The organism is Streptomyces ovatisporus (assembly GCF_042653885.1).
Taxonomy (GTDB): Bacteria; Actinomycetota; Actinomycetes; order Streptomycetales; family Streptomycetaceae; genus Streptomyces; species Streptomyces ovatisporus.
Genome location: NZ_JBHSFH010000003.1, coordinates 506,403 through 522,112 on the forward strand (window position 1 = coordinate 506,403; position 15,710 = coordinate 522,112).

14 protein-coding genes are annotated in these 15,710 nt (G+C 70.2%); 3 read left to right on the forward strand and 11 right to left on the reverse strand.

What is annotated here, in order from left to right; translation table 11 throughout:
* Positions 1–3 precede the first annotated feature (3 nt).
* Both ACFPA8_RS03840 and ACFPA8_RS03845 read right to left on the reverse strand, forming a co-directional pair.
* Positions 4–210, reverse strand: coding sequence for a DUF397 domain-containing protein (locus tag ACFPA8_RS03840; RefSeq protein WP_386442210.1), 207 nt, complete (start codon positions 208–210; stop codon positions 4–6).
* A complete protein-coding gene (locus ACFPA8_RS03845) occupies positions 179–1,018 on the reverse strand; it encodes a helix-turn-helix domain-containing protein (protein ID WP_386442213.1) in 840 nt (279 codons plus the stop codon). Before ACFPA8_RS03845 ends, ACFPA8_RS03840 begins: the two co-directional genes overlap by 32 nt.
* Before the next feature lie 90 nt (positions 1,019–1,108).
* On the opposite strand from ACFPA8_RS03845, the gene ACFPA8_RS03850 reads away from it, so the two are divergent.
* The gene (locus tag ACFPA8_RS03850; protein WP_386442216.1) at positions 1,109–1,516 is read left to right on the forward strand and encodes an ATP-binding protein; all 408 of its coding nucleotides are present in this window, start codon (positions 1,109–1,111) and stop codon (positions 1,514–1,516) included.
* A 4-nt stretch (positions 1,517–1,520) separates the two neighbouring features.
* On the opposite strand, the gene ACFPA8_RS03855 is transcribed toward ACFPA8_RS03850, so the two are convergent.
* The 5 genes from ACFPA8_RS03855 to ACFPA8_RS03875 form a co-directional block, all read right to left on the reverse strand.
* Positions 1,521–3,674 (reverse strand): tetratricopeptide repeat protein, encoded by a 2,154-nt coding sequence (locus ACFPA8_RS03855; RefSeq protein WP_386442219.1) that lies wholly within the window; start codon positions 3,672–3,674, stop codon positions 1,521–1,523.
* A complete protein-coding gene (locus ACFPA8_RS03860; protein ID WP_386442824.1) occupies positions 3,671–4,084 on the reverse strand; it encodes a hypothetical protein in 414 nt (137 codons plus the stop codon). The genes ACFPA8_RS03855 and ACFPA8_RS03860 overlap by 4 nt, the downstream gene beginning before the upstream one ends.
* 75 nt (positions 4,085–4,159) lie before the next feature.
* Positions 4,160–4,318, reverse strand: a complete 159-nt coding sequence (locus ACFPA8_RS03865) for a hypothetical protein (protein ID WP_386442222.1) — start codon at positions 4,316–4,318, stop codon at positions 4,160–4,162.
* Complete coding sequence (locus ACFPA8_RS03870; RefSeq protein WP_386442224.1) at positions 4,287–5,225, reverse strand: aminoglycoside phosphotransferase family protein; 939 nt, start codon at positions 5,223–5,225, stop codon at positions 4,287–4,289. Before ACFPA8_RS03870 ends, ACFPA8_RS03865 begins: the two co-directional genes overlap by 32 nt.
* Positions 5,226–5,485: 260 nt before the next feature.
* Positions 5,486–5,998 carry a DinB family protein gene (locus ACFPA8_RS03875; protein WP_386442227.1) on the reverse strand — a complete coding sequence of 171 codons (513 nt, stop codon included), beginning with the start codon at positions 5,996–5,998 and terminating at the stop codon, positions 5,486–5,488.
* 356 nt (positions 5,999–6,354) lie between these two features.
* Between ACFPA8_RS03875 and ACFPA8_RS03880 the strand changes: the two genes are divergently transcribed.
* Entirely contained in the window at positions 6,355–7,140 is a 786-nt protein-coding gene (locus tag ACFPA8_RS03880) for an ArsR/SmtB family transcription factor (RefSeq protein ID WP_386442230.1), read from the forward strand.
* Positions 7,141–7,272: 132 nt separating this feature from the next.
* Positions 7,273–8,331, forward strand: coding sequence for an aldo/keto reductase (locus ACFPA8_RS03885; RefSeq protein ID WP_386442233.1), 1,059 nt, complete (start codon positions 7,273–7,275; stop codon positions 8,329–8,331).
* Positions 8,332–8,457: 126 nt separating this feature from the next.
* Here the strand turns inward: ACFPA8_RS03885 and obgE are convergent, their stop codons facing one another.
* The 4 genes from obgE to ACFPA8_RS03905 form a co-directional block, all read right to left on the reverse strand.
* Positions 8,458–9,900 (reverse strand): GTPase ObgE, encoded by a 1,443-nt coding sequence (obgE, locus tag ACFPA8_RS03890; RefSeq protein WP_386442236.1) that lies wholly within the window; start codon positions 9,898–9,900, stop codon positions 8,458–8,460.
* A gap of 238 nt (positions 9,901–10,138) precedes the next feature.
* A complete protein-coding gene (gene rpmA, locus ACFPA8_RS03895) occupies positions 10,139–10,396 on the reverse strand; it encodes a 50S ribosomal protein L27 (RefSeq protein WP_386442239.1) in 258 nt (85 codons plus the stop codon).
* 13 nt (positions 10,397–10,409) lie between these two features.
* A complete protein-coding gene (gene rplU / locus ACFPA8_RS03900; protein WP_189036737.1) occupies positions 10,410–10,736 on the reverse strand; it encodes a 50S ribosomal protein L21 in 327 nt (108 codons plus the stop codon).
* Between the two features lie 359 nt (positions 10,737–11,095).
* Complete coding sequence (locus tag ACFPA8_RS03905) at positions 11,096–15,652, reverse strand: Rne/Rng family ribonuclease (protein WP_386442242.1); 4,557 nt, start codon at positions 15,650–15,652, stop codon at positions 11,096–11,098.
* Positions 15,653–15,710: the final 58 nt, after the last annotated feature.

Below are 15,710 nucleotides of genomic sequence, written 5' to 3' on the forward strand. Positions count from 1 at the left end.
GGACTACCGGTCGAAAGCGACAGACCGGACCAGGTGCGCGAACGAGGCGGCGGGGAACGTGAGATGCGGCCCGCCGGGGTCCTTCGAGTCGCGCACGGCGATCCCGTCAGGCAGCTGAGCGACCTCGACGCACTCGCCGCCTTCGTTGGTGCTGTAGCTCGACTTGCGCCAGCGCAGTTCAGACAGGCCCAGGTTCTGGGTGATGCTCATAGCGCTCCTCCATCACACGAGCGATCAGATCCGCCGAATCCTCGGTGGACAGGGCGGCAGCTCGCAGAAGATCGTAGCGGAGTGAAGAATCGCGGAACTCCTGCGGGTTGACGGTCGGTTCGCCACCGCCGCAGCTCTCCGCGTACACAAGGCTCGGCTGATTGTCGTAGGAGAAGAGCGAGAAAGCGCCCGCCAATCCTGCGTGTGCACCGGCGGAGAACGGGAGCACCTGAACATGCACGTGCCTCGTGTGCCTGTAACTCAACAGGCGGGCCAGTTGCGTTCTCATGACGTCACGTCCACCGATTTCCTGGTAGAGCACTGCCTCTCCGAGAACTACCCAATAGAGCGGTGGATGTGGGCGCTGCAGGATGCGTTGGCGGTCAAGCCACGGCCCCACGCGGTCATCGAGGTCTTCGTTGTCGAGGACCCCCAGTACGGCCCTGGCATACCACTCCGTTTGCAGCAGACCGTGAACCACTTGTGGCTGGAAGGCGAGGATCTGCGTTGCGGGCGCCTCGATCTCCGCGATGCGCCGGTGCTTGTACGGCACTCGGCTGCGCTTCAGCAGTGGCCAGAGCCGAAGCAACGCTCCCTCTGCTTCAAGAGCAGCATCCGCACGTTGGATGAACTCCAAGGTCGGCGTCTTCGTTGCCGTCTCCACCTGACCGATCAGCGAGCCAGTGCAGAAGACCACCTTTCCCAATTGCGCCAGGGTCAGCCCCGACTGCTCCCGCAACCGTCGCAGCTCCGCACCGAAGTAGTGAAGGGGTGACGCCCCAGGGTCGAGTTCCTTGATGTTCGCCACGAGAGGCCCCCTCTTTCAACAAACGCCACAGCACCTCGAGTTGCATTCCTGGCGTTGCCGAGAGTAATCGATGCATCACAGGCTTGTCGCGTGAAGCTGATCGAGGAACCCGACGAATTCCCGCCCTGCCGGTACCGGGTCGCCCTGACTGTTGGCGACCACTCACCGCGCCATCTTCGGCGCATCGCCCGCTCATACTTGCGTCTGTGGTCGATGCCCCAACTCACGGACGTCGTCGAACTCGTTCTGACCGAAATGGTGACGAACGTCTATCGCCACGTCCCGGACCGCTGGTGCACGGTCACGCTGCTCCGTACGGACGAGGGCGTGCGCATCGAGGTCTACGACCGGTCCCCTGCCGCCCCCGCCCACCGCTTCGCGGACGAATGGGATGAGACAGGCCGCGGGCTCGCCCTGATCTCACAACTCACAGACAAGTGGGAGGTCCTCCCCGAAGCAGTGGGCAAGTTGACCTGTTGTGAGTTGAAGGCTGACTGAGCGGCTAGCTACTCCCTAGTCGCGCCCGAAACTCGTTCAAGTACTCCTTGGACTTGACCGTGTACGGGTGCCCTGCTCCTAGACTGCTTTCACGCCGTTCTGCCACGTAGGTCATCATGTCGATAGCAGGACGCAATTGACCGAGACGGGCCAAGATTTGAGCATGTAGCGACTTCGCCGAGAAAGTGACAGGGAAGTCGAGGCCGAAGCGGCGCTCGAACTCCTCGACGACCAAGGAAGCCTCTTCAGCAGCAGCTTCCAGCCGACCGAGGGTGAACAGGGCGAGGGTATAGCTGAGTCGCGAACCCACCGTCTCGTCATGGTCCTCTCCCAAGTAGGAAGCACACTCTCGCGGGAGTGGGACCGTCATCTCGTCGATCTCTGCGACAAGGTCAGGGCCAGACAAGTATTCGAGGATCGCGGCTCGGGCCCGCAGAGTGAGCGGATGCCCAGGGCCGAGGACTCTCCGGCGCCCCTCAATGGCACGCCGGAGCAATGGGGTAGCCTCCGACTCCCTTCCCATCTGCTGCAACGGCAGGTTGAGCCCGTAACAGCTGTCCAACGTATCGGGGTCGTCCGGGCCGAACAGCCGCTCTCTGTCGGCCAGTACGCGACGGATGAGCGCTTCGGCCTCGTCGAAGCGGCCGAGACGGAAGAGCGCCCGCCCTGTCCGGGACTTGGCGGAGAGAACCAAGCGGTGCTCCGGGCCCAGTTCCGGTTCCGCAACGGCAGCCGCCGAAGAGGCCAGTTCGTAGGCCGACAGGTAGTCGCCGGTGCGGTGTTGGGCGATGGCCAGCCGTACCGCGAGGTCGAGTGCGTTCGCGGTGACGGACGCGTCCGTCGCCCCTTGCAGCAGCGCGAGCGCATGCGGACCGAGGAGCCGGAACAGCAAGTTCTGCGGACCGCGTTCGGGGACGGCGGGCACGACGGCGTCCAGCAGTCCGCATGCCGTGGCGGCCAGCGAAGTCGCCTGTCCCGCAGGGGTGTTCGCGGCGACACTCGCGAGCAGCACACCGTGCGTCTGGACGCACCGCACACCGACGTCCACCATCGCCGTGAGCGACTGGTCGAGCAGTCCCCGCAACGCGGCCTCAGCCCGTGCACGCGGTGGCTCGCCGTCGTCGGGGAGGCCGCTCAGCAGCGACAGCGGCAGCGGATCGGCGCCGTAACACGCCAACAGCCGCAGCAGACCGGTCGATTCGGGCAGACCTTGTTCCGCGAGCGCGTCGAGGGACAACTGCCAGGTTCTGCTGACCAGGTTCCGGGAGTCCGCGAGGGGCGACGCCCCGGCAGCTCCCTTGTCGATCAGCTCGACTCCCTGGGGCCCGTCGAGGTGCTGCTCGTACTTGGTCATCGTCCACGGCTCGATCACCTGATGGGCGAGGAAGCCGCCCGCGAGGGTGAGTGCCAGCGGCAGCCGGCCGAGCCTGTCCGCGACCGAACGGGCCTCCTCCACCGTCCCCGTCTGCGGAGCGAGGTCGCACAGCACCTGGGCCGCGGCGTCGCTCGGCAGTACGTCGACGTGGTGCAGTTCGGCATCGCTCCACCAGTGGGCGGCGGCCTGCCGGGTGGTGATCAGGACCGTGCCGCGCGGGCTGCTGCGCAGCCAGCCGTCCTGGAGGACGGCGGGGTCGTCCGCGTTGTCGAGTACGAGGAGCCAGGGGTGCCCGGACTGGTCGAGGCGGTCCCATACGAGGTCGGCGGCGGCCCGCAGACCGTTGCGGGCGGCCAGCAACTCGCCTTCCTCCGCGCCCCGGTCGGCTGCCACGGCGAGCATGCCCCCGCGCAAAGTGGCACGGTCGGAGGCGTTGACCCATAAGCCGACACGGTCGGCGACGCCCGTCGCGTACTGGAAGACGGCGTGTGCCACGGCGGTCTTGCCGCTGCCGCCCATGCCGTGCAGAACGTAGACATGCCCGCCGCGTCCGGCGTCGACCGCGGCGTGCAGGCGTGCCATCAGTTCGGTGCGGTCGCGGAAGACGACAGGGGCGCGGCCACCCGTCGGACGGCGCACCGACTCGATGCCGGACGACTGGGCGGAGGGCGACGAAGCGGAGCCGCCGTGATGGTGATGCTCCGTGATGTGCTGATCCCCGGACGCCTGATAGACGCGGCCCTGACTGTCCGCGCGGCCTTCCATGCCGCTGCCGCCGTTCATCGCTCGCCGATGTGCTGGTCGCGTCCGGCCTGGTAGACCCGGGCCTGCCCGGAGGCTGTCGCGTGCTGCGTGACCGTGACCGTGGCGGTGTCCGCCTCGGCGGCGATGCCGTCGAGGAGACGGCGCAACTCGTCTGCCACCTCGGGCTGTTCCCTGAGCAGGCGCCGGACACGGCTCCGCCACTCCGCCTGGAGTTCCTGCACGGCGTCCTCGTCACCGGACGACTGTGCGGCTAGCAAGTCCTCACGCGTGGCGCCGAGTTCGGAGGCGACCCCGTCGGCTCGTTCCGGGCGGACCCGACGCCAGAGTGCCGCGATCCCGTCGCGCGCCCGTTCCCAGCCGTCGGTGGCCAGCACCGTGACCAGTGTGGTTCCTGCGGTACTCGCCAGCGCGGCCAGCTCCGGCTCCACAACGCCCCCCTGCATCAACTGCTCTGCGTGCCAAGGCATTTACCCTACGACACGTACAGGGCTCCGACCGGCCGCTCAGTTCGACCGCTTGTCGAACCTCGCCGCGACCACCTGTTCCAGCGTCAGACCGTCGGCCTGGTCGTCGAGGGTGAGCACCCTCCTCGACTGCCTGCCGGGGCAACGGCGTTGAGCATGCCCCCTGTCACGGCGTTCCGCGCTCGTGCCCGAACTCATCGAGGACGCTCTCCAGACTCCGCCGTGCCCATTCGGCATGCACCGAGCCGGGTTCGGCGAGCGTGATCAGCGCCTTCCAGAGCGTCCAGCCGCGGCCTCGTGCCCAGGTGCCCTCGTCGACGGCGAGTACGTCACGGAACGCCTGGCGGCTCGCGCCGTGCAGCATCGTCCAGGCGATCGTCATGTCGCAGGCCGGGTCCCCGACGCCCGAGCAGCCGAAGTCGAGTACGCCGGACAACCGGCCGTCCTGCACGAGGAGATTGCCCACTGCGACATCGCCGTGGAACCAGACGGGCGGACCGTGCCACTCGGCGTCGAGCGCCGCCTCCCACACCTCGGTCGCCTTCTCCGCCGGAATCCTGTCGCGCAGCACGTCGACGGCGCGTCGCGTCTCAGCGTCGTACGTCTTCAGGGAGGCGCCTCGGAAGGCGCTGTGCGGCCCGGCGCGGGGCCCGTCGGTGGGATCGGCCCGCTGCAGGGACACGAGGAAGCGCGCGAGATCGGTGGCGAATCCGGTGAGATCGTCGATCCGCCCGGTCGCGGCGGTGTCACCGTCCAGCCAGCGCATCACCGACCAGTTGAAGGGATACCCGTCGGCGGGACGCCCCTGGGCCACCGGGACGGGCACGGGAAGCGGCAGAAGCGGCGCGAGCACCGGCAACCACTGCTGTTCCTTCTCCACCTGGGCGGCGTAACCGGCGGCGCTCGGAAGCCGGACCGTCATGCTGTCACCGAGATGGAACGTGCGGTTGTCGTGACCGTCGAACCGGACGGCTTCGACGGGCAGTTGAGCCCACCGGGGGAACTGCTGGGCGATCAGCCTCCGTACGAGCGCAGCATCGATCGCGGGGGCCGCAGGCTCATCAGGCGGCAGTCGGTCGTCGGAGAGTGACGCGTCGTCGTCCATCCGGGACAGAATCGCCGCTGAAGGACCCGCGGACAAACGAATTCCGGCGGTCGTCAGCGTTCGGACGGCGCCTGTCCCGCGGAGGAGTTCGGCGATGAGCCCGTCGTCCGAGTCCAACTGGGCGTGGACGAAGACGCGAGATTCCGCACGGTGCCGGAGCCGGGCTGCTCCAACCAGCTGCGCAGCGCCGCGAATTCGTCCTCCGGCGTCATGCACGTCCCTGTCGAGTCATGTGTGCGGCGACCGCGTTCGCGGGCGCGTCAGTAGTAGCCCGTCTCACCGTCGAGGAGTTCCCGGATGGCGTCCGCGTGGCCGGCGTGCCGAGCGGTCTCCTCGATCATGTGCAGCAGCATCCAGCGCAGGCTCCGCCCGGACGCGTTGAACTGCGGGTGCCTGCCCATCTCGTCGAGCGAGAGACCGGCCACGATCTCGTTCGACACCGCGCACTGCTGCTCGTACTCCTCGAGGAGCCGTGCGAGCGGTATGCCCTCGACCATCATGTCGGCGTCCTCGGGCCCGTCGTCGAAGTGCGGCCCCTCGGCGGGCCGTCCGAGCAGCATCACCTCGAACCAGCAGTGCTCGACCCAGCGCATGTGGGAGACGAGGCCCGCCATCGTCAGCATCGGCGAGGAGGGGAGCACGGAACGGTGCGCGTCCGCCTCCGACAGCCCCTCGCACTTCCAGTGGATGATCGCGCGCTGCATCTCGAGCCAGCCGAGGAGCTGGGTCCGCTCGTCGGCCGCACCCGGGGGACGTACACGGGGAGGAGTCATGGCGTGGACGCTAGGGCACGTCGTTTGGATCTTCGCGGGCTCGCGACGCCCGGCCCGCCCATCTGCTGCGTTGTCGGAGTCGCCCGAGTACGCCCAGTACGAGGGCGATCCTCCGCCTGGCATCTGGACGCACCGGACGCCGCTCGCCGACCCACGAAGATCCAAACGACGCACCCTAGCCCGCCCGGTGTACCACCGCACCGCAATTTCCGCCCGCCCGGCGCTGCACCGCCCGGCACCGCACCCGCCCGCCCGCACCCGTCCGTCCGCCCGCCCGCACCGGTCCGTCCACCCGCCCGTCCAAGATCGTCCGCTGCCGGAATTGACATGCAGGTATTTACTTGCATGATTGAGGTGTGAGCACCGACAGCACCGAGACGGACAAGGTCTTCAAAGCCCTGGCCGACCGGACCCGGCGGCATCTCCTGGACCGGCTGCACGAGAACAACGGCCAGACGCTGAACGAGTTGTGCGAGCGCCTGGAGATGACCCGCCAGGCCACGACGCAGCATCTCGCTGTGCTGGAAGCAGCGAACCTGGTCAGCACAGTGCGACGCGGCCGGGAGAAGCTCCACTACCTCAATCCCGTCCCCATCCACCGCATCCAGGAGCGGTGGATCGACAAGTTCGAGCGGCCACGCCTCCGTGCGCTCAGCCACCTGAAACAACGAGCGGAGAACGCCATGACCGACAAGCCTTCCTTCGTGTACGTCATCTACATCGAGAGCACACCGCAGAAGGTCTGGGAAGCCCTCACCGACGCCGAGGCCACCGCCGCCTACTGGGGTCACAGCAACGTCTCCGACTGGCAGCCCGGCTCCTCCTGGGAGCACCGCCGTACGGACGGCACCGGCGTCGCCGACGTCGTCGGGACCGTCGTGGAGAGCGACGCGCCGCACCGCCTGGTGACCACCTGGGCCGATCCCGAAGCCGGGCCCGCGCAGCAGCCTTCCCGCGTCACCTTCGACATCCGGCCGTACGAGCAGATCGTCAGGCTCACCGTCACGCACGAAGACCTGCAGGACGAAGCCGACCGCGCCCAGGCGGCGCAGGGCTGGGCGGCGGTGCTGTCCAACCTGAAGACGTTCCTGGAGACGGGCAGCCCCCTGTCACGCGAGCCGTGGAGTGTCCCGAGCAGGTGACGCCGGAGGGAGGGATCGGGGTCCGGCGGCCGGCCTTGCCTTGAAGTGGACTCCAGTTCGTAACGTGTGGCGCATGCCCGGATCACCCGTCACGCTGATCGCCGACGGGCCCGGCCGACGGGAGAGGACACCATGCGTTACACGCTGTTCGGCAGGACCGGTCTCCGCGTGAGCGAACTGAGCCTGGGAGCCATGACGTTCGGCGACGGCTCGAACGGCAGTGCCGACAGGGACACCGGCGGGCGGATGCTCGACGCCTACGCCGACGCCGGCGGCAACTTCATCGACACCGCGAACAACTACACAGGCGGCGTCTCCGAGACGGTCCTCGGGGAACTGCTCGAAGGCAGGCGCGACGAGTTCGTCCTGGCCACCAAGTACACGTGCGCGACGCGTCCGGGCGACGTGAACAGGAACGGCAATCACCGCAAGAGCCTCGTGCAGTCCCTCGAAGCAAGCCTCACCCGCCTGCGCACCGACCACGTGGACGTGCTGTGGGTGCACGCCCGGGACGACTTCACCCCCGTCGAAGAGGTCATGCGGGCGCTGGACGATCTCGTACGCTCCGGGAAGGTCCTCTACACCGGGGTGTCCGACTGGCCCGCCTGGGAGATCGCACAGGCTTCCACCCTCGCCGAGCTGCGCGGCTGGACGTCCTTCGCCGGCTCCCAGTTCCAGTACAACCTGCTGGAACGCACACCTGAGCGCGAACTCCTGCCGCAGGCCCGCGCGTTCGACCAGGCCGTGCTGGCGTGGAGCCCACTCGCGGGCGGCAAGCTCACGGGCAAGTACCGCCACGGCGGTACGGGGAGACTGGAGGCCCGGCACAGCGGGAGCGGCCCCGACGCTCGCGAGGACGAGATCGTCGGAGCGGTCCTGGAGATCGCCGCGGAAGGAGGGTGGAGTCCGTCACAGGTCGCGCTGGCGTGGCTGCGCCGGCGGCCGGGGAACGTCGTGCCCATCATCGGTGCCACCAGGGAGGAACAGCTCGCCGACAACCTCGGCTGCCTCGATGTCACTCTCGACGCGGACGCCGTCGCGCGGCTCGACGAGGTCAGCGCAGTCACGCTCGGCTTCCCGCACGACTTCCTGTCGCACGAGGGTGTGAAGAACACCGTCTACGGCGAGAAGTGGCGTTCCATCGAGGACCGGCGCTCGACGTACCGGCGCACTGCCGGCGGCATCCTCTGACCGACGGCGTCCACTGACCGACAGCGTCCTCTGACCGGGGGCGGCACCTGATCACCGCCCCGGTCTCACGGACCTGGCGTCCGGCCGCGACGCCCGGCCGGCCCCGGACCACTCGCCCCCGACTGCTCAGCCCTCGAAGGGGTCGAAGTCCTCGTACTCCCCCAGCGCTTCGTCGCGCTCCGCCTCGCGGTCGCGGCGGCGCTGGGCGGCGGGGCGTGGCGCCTCCATGCGGTGGTCCTCACCGCGACGGCCCAGCATCTCCGCTCCGGCGGCCATGGTGGGCTCCCAGTCGAAGACGACCGCGTCGTCCTCGCCGCCGATGGCGACGCCGTCGCCTTCGCGCGCCCCGGCCTTCATCAACTCGTCCTCGACACCGAGCCGGTTGAGACGGTCGGCCAGGTAGCCCACCGCCTCGTCGTTGTTGAAGTCGGTCTGGCGGACCCAGCGTTCGGGCTTCTCGCCCCGCACCCGGTAGAGACCTTCGGCCTCCCGGGTGACGGTGAAGCCCGCGTCGTCCACGGCCTTCGGACGGATGACGACGCGGGTCGACTCCGTCTCGGGACGGGCGGCCCGCGCCTCGCTCACCGACTTCGCCAGGGCGTAGGAGAGTTCCTTCAACCCGTGCCGTGAGACGGCCGAAACCTCGTGGACCGGGTACCCGCGCGCTTCGAGGTCCGGCCGGATGATGTCGGCGAGGTCCTGCCCGTCGGGGATGTCGACCTTGTTCAGGACGACGACGCGGGGACGGTCGTCCAGCCCGCCGTACTGCGTCAGTTCGGACTCGATCGTGTCCAGGTCGCTGACCGGGTCCCGCTGCGATTCGAGCGTCGCGCAGTCCAGGACGTGCACGAGCACGGAGCAGCGCTCCACGTGCCGCAGGAAGTCCAGCCCCAGGCCCTTGCCCTGGCTCGCCCCGGGGATCAGCCCCGGCACGTCCGCGATGGTGAAGACCGTCGAACCGGCCGTGACCACACCGAGGTTGGGCACGAGTGTGGTGAAGGGATAGTCGGCGATCTTCGGCTTCGCCGCGGAAAGCACCGAGATGAGCGACGACTTCCCCGCCGAGGGATAACCGACGAGAGCGACGTCCGCGACCGTCTTCAGCTCCAGCACGATGTCGCGCGCCTCGCCCGGCTCACCTAGCAGCGCGAAACCGGGGGCCTTGCGCCGCGGCGAGGCGAGCGCCGCGTTGCCCAGGCCGCCGCGGCCGCCCTGACCGGCGACGAAGACGGTGCCCTTGCCGACCATGTCGGCCAGCACCTCACCGTTCTTGCCGAGGACGACCGTGCCGTCCGGTACGGGCAGGACCAGGTCCTTGCCGTCCGCCCCGGAACGGTGCCCGCCCTCGCCGGGCCTGCCGTTGGTGGCCTTGCGGTGCGGGCTGTGGTGGTAGTCGAGCAGTGTCGTCACGTCCGGGTCGACGACGAGGACGACGTCTCCGCCGCGCCCCCCGTTGCCTCCGTCCGGTCCGCCCAGCGGCTTGAACTTCTCCCGGTGCACGGAGGCACAGCCGTGGCCCCCGTTACCCGCGGCGACGTACAGCTCGACGCGGTCCACGAAGGTGGTCATGCGAGGTGCCTCCAGGCGGCGTGACGATGAAGATGCTTCGGTTCACTGCGCGGTGCCCCCGCGGGGGTGCCGACGCAGCGAGGGCGGACCCGTCCCGTACGTACGACCGATGCGTACGCGCAGGAGCGGCGGTCCGCCCTCGATGACGATGCGCGATGTGATGCGGTGGACGGCGCGCTGCCGGACTGATCACTCAGCGGTGTTCAGCGACCCGACGGAGCGCCCTTCCCGGCAGGACCTACTCGCCGGCCGGTACGACGTTCACGACGCGACGGCCACGGCGGGTGCCGAACTGCACCGCACCGGCGTCCAGCGCGAACAGCGTGTCGTCGCCGCCACGGCCGACGCCCGCGCCCGGGTGGAAGTGGGTGCCGCGCTGACGGACCAGGATCTCACCGGCGTTGACGAGCTGACCGCCGAAGCGCTTCACGCCGAGGTACTGGGCATTGGAATCGCGACCGTTCCGGGTGGACGATGCGCCCTTCTTGTGTGCCATCTCTGCTCAGTCCTTACTTCTTCTTCGCCGGGGTCGGGATGTCGGTGATCTTCAGCGCGGTGTGCAGCTGACGGTGACCGATCCGCTTCTTGTAGCCGGTCTTGTTCTTGTACTTCTGGATGCGGATCTTGTTGCCCTTGTGGTGGTCGACCACCTCGGCGGCAACCTTCACGCCGTCCAGCACCCACGGGTCGCTGGTGACCGTGTCACCATCCACGACGAGCAGGGTCGAGAGCTCGACGCTGTCGCCGGCCTTGCTCTCGCTGATGCGGTCTACCTCGATGACGTCGCCCACAGCCACACGCTGCTGCCGGCCGCCGGTGCGCACGATTGCGTACACGCGGAACTCTCTCTCGCTCGCCACGGAGCTCCTGACGCCAGCCGCCCAGCCGTGCGGAGACAGGCGGAGGCCCGGCATCCGACTCACGATCTGATCCGAATGGATTGAGCGGCCTCTCCCCGGCGCAAGCCACGGGAGGGAGTTGCTCAGGAGCGCGGCGCATCCCGATGACACGCCGACGGTCAAGATTACGGGGCGCCGCACACGCTGGTCAAACCGGTGCTGCGGGGGCGCTGCCGGGCCCGGGAGCACTTCGGCGGCGCCCGGGCGCGGCCGACCGGTGGGACAACGGCGAGGTCCCCGGCCCCTGTTCGGGCCGGGGACCTCGCCACGGCTGCCGCCGTGCCGGTCTTCCGGGGTCAGCCTTCGGACGGCTCCTGGTCCTGGCCCTGCGCGTCGGCCGGCCCGTCGGCGGGTGCCGACACGGAGGAGGGCGCGTCCTGCTCTGCCGCGGCCGTCCTCTTCGAAGCGGCGGACTTCTTCGCCGTCGCCGACTTCTTGGCCGTCTTCTTCGCCGCCGCCTTCTTCGCCGGGGCCTTCTTCGCGGCCGTCTTCTTCGCCCGCCCGCCGTCACCCTCCGGGACGTCCGCGGCCTCCGCGGACCCGGGGGATCCCGCCGGGGCCGACACGCTGCGCGTGGCCCGGCGGCGTGGACGTACCGGAGCGGGCTCCGAGATGACCTTCGCCACCGACTCGTCCACCGGCTGCGACCCGGGGGCCGCATCCGACGCACGGAGCACGATCGCGCCCGCCTCGTCCGACGCCGACGGCGAACCAGCCGGAGCCGACGCCTTACGGCTCGCCCTGCGGCGCCCGCGAACCGGAGCGGCCTCCGCAGCCTGCCCGGACCCTGCATCCGCCGCCTCGGGCACCACGCCGACCGTGTCGGCCCGCGCCCCGGACTCCGGCTGCTCCGACCGCTCGTCGGCCTTCGAGGCGACGACGGTGACGACGCCCTCCTCCGAGGCGGACGGCGAACCGGCAGGCGCGGTCGCCTTACGGCTCACGCGGCGTCGCGTGCGTGCCGTGGCCTTCGCAGGTGCGGCTTCCTCCGTGGACGTCTGCGCCGAGGCGTGAGCCGGTGTCTTCAGGCCGCCCGCGTCGGTCCCCTCACTGACGGCGTCCCCGCCACCAGCTCCGGAACCGGTCCGCGAGCGGCCTCGGCCGTTTCCCGGGCCGGCGGCCCCCCTCGGGGTGCTCTCGTCCTCGGCCGCGGCCTGTGCCGCTGCCCCGCCCTTGTCACTGGCCGTGTCACTGGCCGCAGACTGCGTCCGTACGGGCTCTCTCCGCTGTCCGGTTGCGGGCTCTCCCGATGCGGGCTCTCCGGCCTTCTCCTCCGCGGCCTCCTGCTTGGCGCTGCTTTCCTGCGGCGCTCCCTGCGGCGCGCTCGCCTTGCGGCTGCCGCGTCGCCGCGACCGTCCGCCTCTGCCGCCGGACGCCGTGGCCTCCGCCTCGCTCACGGAGCTGTACAGCTCGTCGTCCGGGGTGAACTCCACCGGAGCCGCCGCCGCGGCGGCCTTCTGCTCCTTCGCCGCCGCGCGTCCGCCGGCACCCGGGGACGTCCCGTCGCCCTGCTCCGACTCCGCGAGAGGTACGGGATGCGGCTGGGCCGGGACCTGCTGGGCGCCGCTGCCCTTGCCGCCCTTCTTCCTGCCCTTCTTGCCGCCCGGCGCCGCGGGCTGCTCCATGTGTACGAGCACGCCGCGCCCGTTGCAGTGCACGCACTGCTCGGAGAAGGACTCCAGCAGCCCCTGACCGACCCGCTTGCGCGTCATCTGCACCAGGCCCAGCGAAGTCACCTCGGCCACCTGGTGCTTCGTACGGTCGCGGCCCAGGCACTCCAGCAGGCGCCGCAGCACCAGGTCCCGGTTGGACTCCAGCACCATGTCGATGAAGTCGATGACGATGATGCCCCCGAGGTCGCGCAGCCGCAGCTGGCGCACGATCTCCTCCGCGGCCTCCAGGTTGTTCCTGGTGACCGTCTCCTCGAGGTTGCCGCCCTGGCCGGTGAACTTCCCGGTGTTGACGTCGACGACGATCATCGCCTCGGTCCGGTCGATCACCAGCGAACCGCCGCTCGGCAGCCACACCTTGCGGTCCAGCGCCTTCATGAGCTGTTCGTCGATGCGGTACGTGGCGAAGACGTCGACGTCCGACGACCACTTCTTCAGCCGCTCGGACAGATCCGGCGCCACGTGCGAGACGTAGCCGTGGATCGTCTCCCACGCCTCGTCGCCGCTGACGATGACCTTCGAGAAGTCCTCGTTGAAGATGTCGCGCACGACCCGCACCGTCATGTCCGGCTCGCCGTACAGCAGCGTCGGGGCGTTGCCCTTCTGCGCCTTGCGCTGGATGTCCTCCCACTGCGCCTGCAGACGCTCCACGTCACGGCGCAGCTCGTCCTCGCTGGCGCCCTCGGCGGCCGTACGGACGATGACGCCCGCGTCCTCCGGGACGACCTTCTTCAGGATCTGCTTCAGCCGCGACCGCTCGGTGTCGGGCAGCTTGCGGCTGATGCCGGTCATCGACCCCTCGGGGACGTAGACCAGGTAGCGGCCGGGCAACGAGACCTGACTGGTCAGACGCGCGCCCTTGTGCCCCATCGGGTCCTTGGTGACCTGCACCAGGACCGACTGGCCGGACTTGAGCGCGGTCTCGATGCGGCGGGGGCCGTTGGCCATGCCCAGCGCCTCGAAGTTGACCTCGCCCGCGTAGAGGACGGCGTTGCGGCCCTTGCCGATGTCGACGAAGGCGGCCTCCATGGACGGCAGAACGTTCTGCACCTTGCCGAGGTAGACGTTGCCGACGTACGACGTCGACTGCTCCTTGTTGACGAAGTGCTCGACCAGCACGTCGTCCTCGAGGACGGCGATCTGCGTACGCTCGCCGCTCTGCCGGACGATCATCTCCCGCTTGACGGCCTCGCGGCGGGCCAGGAACTCGGCCTCGGTGATGATCGGCACCCGGCGACGGCCCTGCTCACGGCCTTCCCGGCGGCGCTGCTTCTTCGCTTCGAGGCGCGTCGATCCCTTGATCGCCTGCACCTCGTCGACGGGCTCTTCCTTCTTCCTGCTGCGAGGCTCACGGATCTTGACGACCGTACGCTCCGGGTCGTCGCCCCCCGCCTCGCCCGCGGCTGCGGAGTCGCCCGAGTCGCTGCCGCGACGGCGACGGCGGCGACGCCTGCGGGAGCTGCTGGACGAAGCCCCCGCACCCGAACCGCCGTACTCCTCCTCGTCGCTCTCCTCGGCGGAGTCGGCCGCGCCTTCGGACTCGCCGCCGCCCTCGCCCTCGGCACCGCCGCCGGAGGAGCGTCCGCCACGGGAGCGGCCCTGGCCGTCCCGGCCTTCCTCGCCCTCGTCCGACTCGTCCTGCCCCGCGTCGCTGTTCTCACCGCGGCGGCGACGGCGTCCGCCCCGGCGGCGGCGCCGCGCGGGCCGCTCGTCCTGGCCGTCTGTGAACTCCTCGTCGGAGTCCTGGGACTCCTCGCCGGTGTCGGCGTCCGAGTCCTCTTCCGTCTCGGAGGGGGCAGCGCCACGACGGCCCTCGCCCTTGCCCTCCTGTCCGCCGCTGCCGGAGGAGTCACCACGGCGACGGCGACGACGGCGCGGTCCCTCGGCGGCCTGCGGCGTCTCTTCCTCTTCGGCTGTCTCGTCGAGCTCGTCCTCGTCCACGTCCTCGGAGGCGTCCGCCGCCGCCTCCGCGGCCGCGGTCTGCGGGGTCTGGAACGCGGGCTCCGTGAAGACCGGCGGCTGGAAGACGGCGACCGGCGGGACGGCCGGCTTCCTCGGTGCGGGGGCGGACTCGGCGCCCGTCCCGGACCGGGAGTCGTCGTGCACGGCCGGCGGGGCGGTGAAGGAGGCGGCGCTCTTACGCGTCGCGCGGCGCCTCGGACGGCCGCCGTTCTCCTCGCTCGCGCTGTCGTCGGGCTTCTCCGCGGGTGCGGAGGACCCGCCCTCGGCCGACGCGGCCGGTTCACCGGAGCGTGTCTCCGTTGCCGACGCCTCCTCCGAGGACTTCGCGGACGCGCGCGTCCTGCGGGTCCGCCGGGGAGCGCCGCCCGAGTCGGCGGTCTCCTCGCCTGCGCTGGTGCTCTCGTCAGCCGGCTTCTCGGCTGCCGTGCTCTCGTCAGTCGGCTTCTCGGCTGCCGTGCTCTCGGCCGGGGCGCTCGCCTTCCTGGACGTGCGCCGCCGCGTACGGGGCGCGGTTCCGGCGGCCGGCTCGGAGCCTCCCTCACCGGAATCGCCGTCCGTACGGGCCGGCGATTCCGCCGGAGCGGCGGCAGGCTCCTCCCCCACGGGGGTCTCCGCCACCACAGGTGTACCCGCAGGCGCGCTCGCCCTGCGTGCACGGCGGCGGGGAGCTGCCGGCGCCGCCGGCTCCGCGGCAGCTCCGGACTCGCCTCCCCCGGCAGTTCCGGATTCGGCGCCCCCGGCAGTTCCTGATTCGCCGCCCCCGGCGGCCGGCCCCGCGTCCGGCTGCCCGGCCTGAGGTACGACGACCTCCTCGGCAGCCGCCGGCTCGTCCACGCTCGGCGTCCCCGCGGGGGCACTCGCCCTGCGCGTGGCACGGCGCCGCCGCGGAGCCGCCGGTGAAGTCTCCACGCGGCTTTCGTTTCCGTCAGCCCCGGCGCTCTCGGCCACAGGGCTGTCGCTTGTCGCCTCCGCGGCAACCGGGACCGTCGCCTCGCCGGTGACGGTCACTTCGGCAGCGGCCGAAGGCTCCGGAGGACCTGCCGGACGGGTCGCCGCGCGGCGCCGCCGCGGCGGAAGGGTGTCGCTGGGGGAAGCGGAGCCGGGCTCAGGAGTCTGCGCCGTCGCGGCTTCTCCCGACCCGGGAGGCTGCTGCGGTTCCGCCGGCTGCGGGGACTGTCCGGCGTTCTCCTCGGCTGCGCTTTCATTGTTCGGTTCGAGCATGCGGGCGGTTCTCCCGTCACGCTCCCGGGCGCCGCGCCTCTTCTTCTCCGGTCACGGC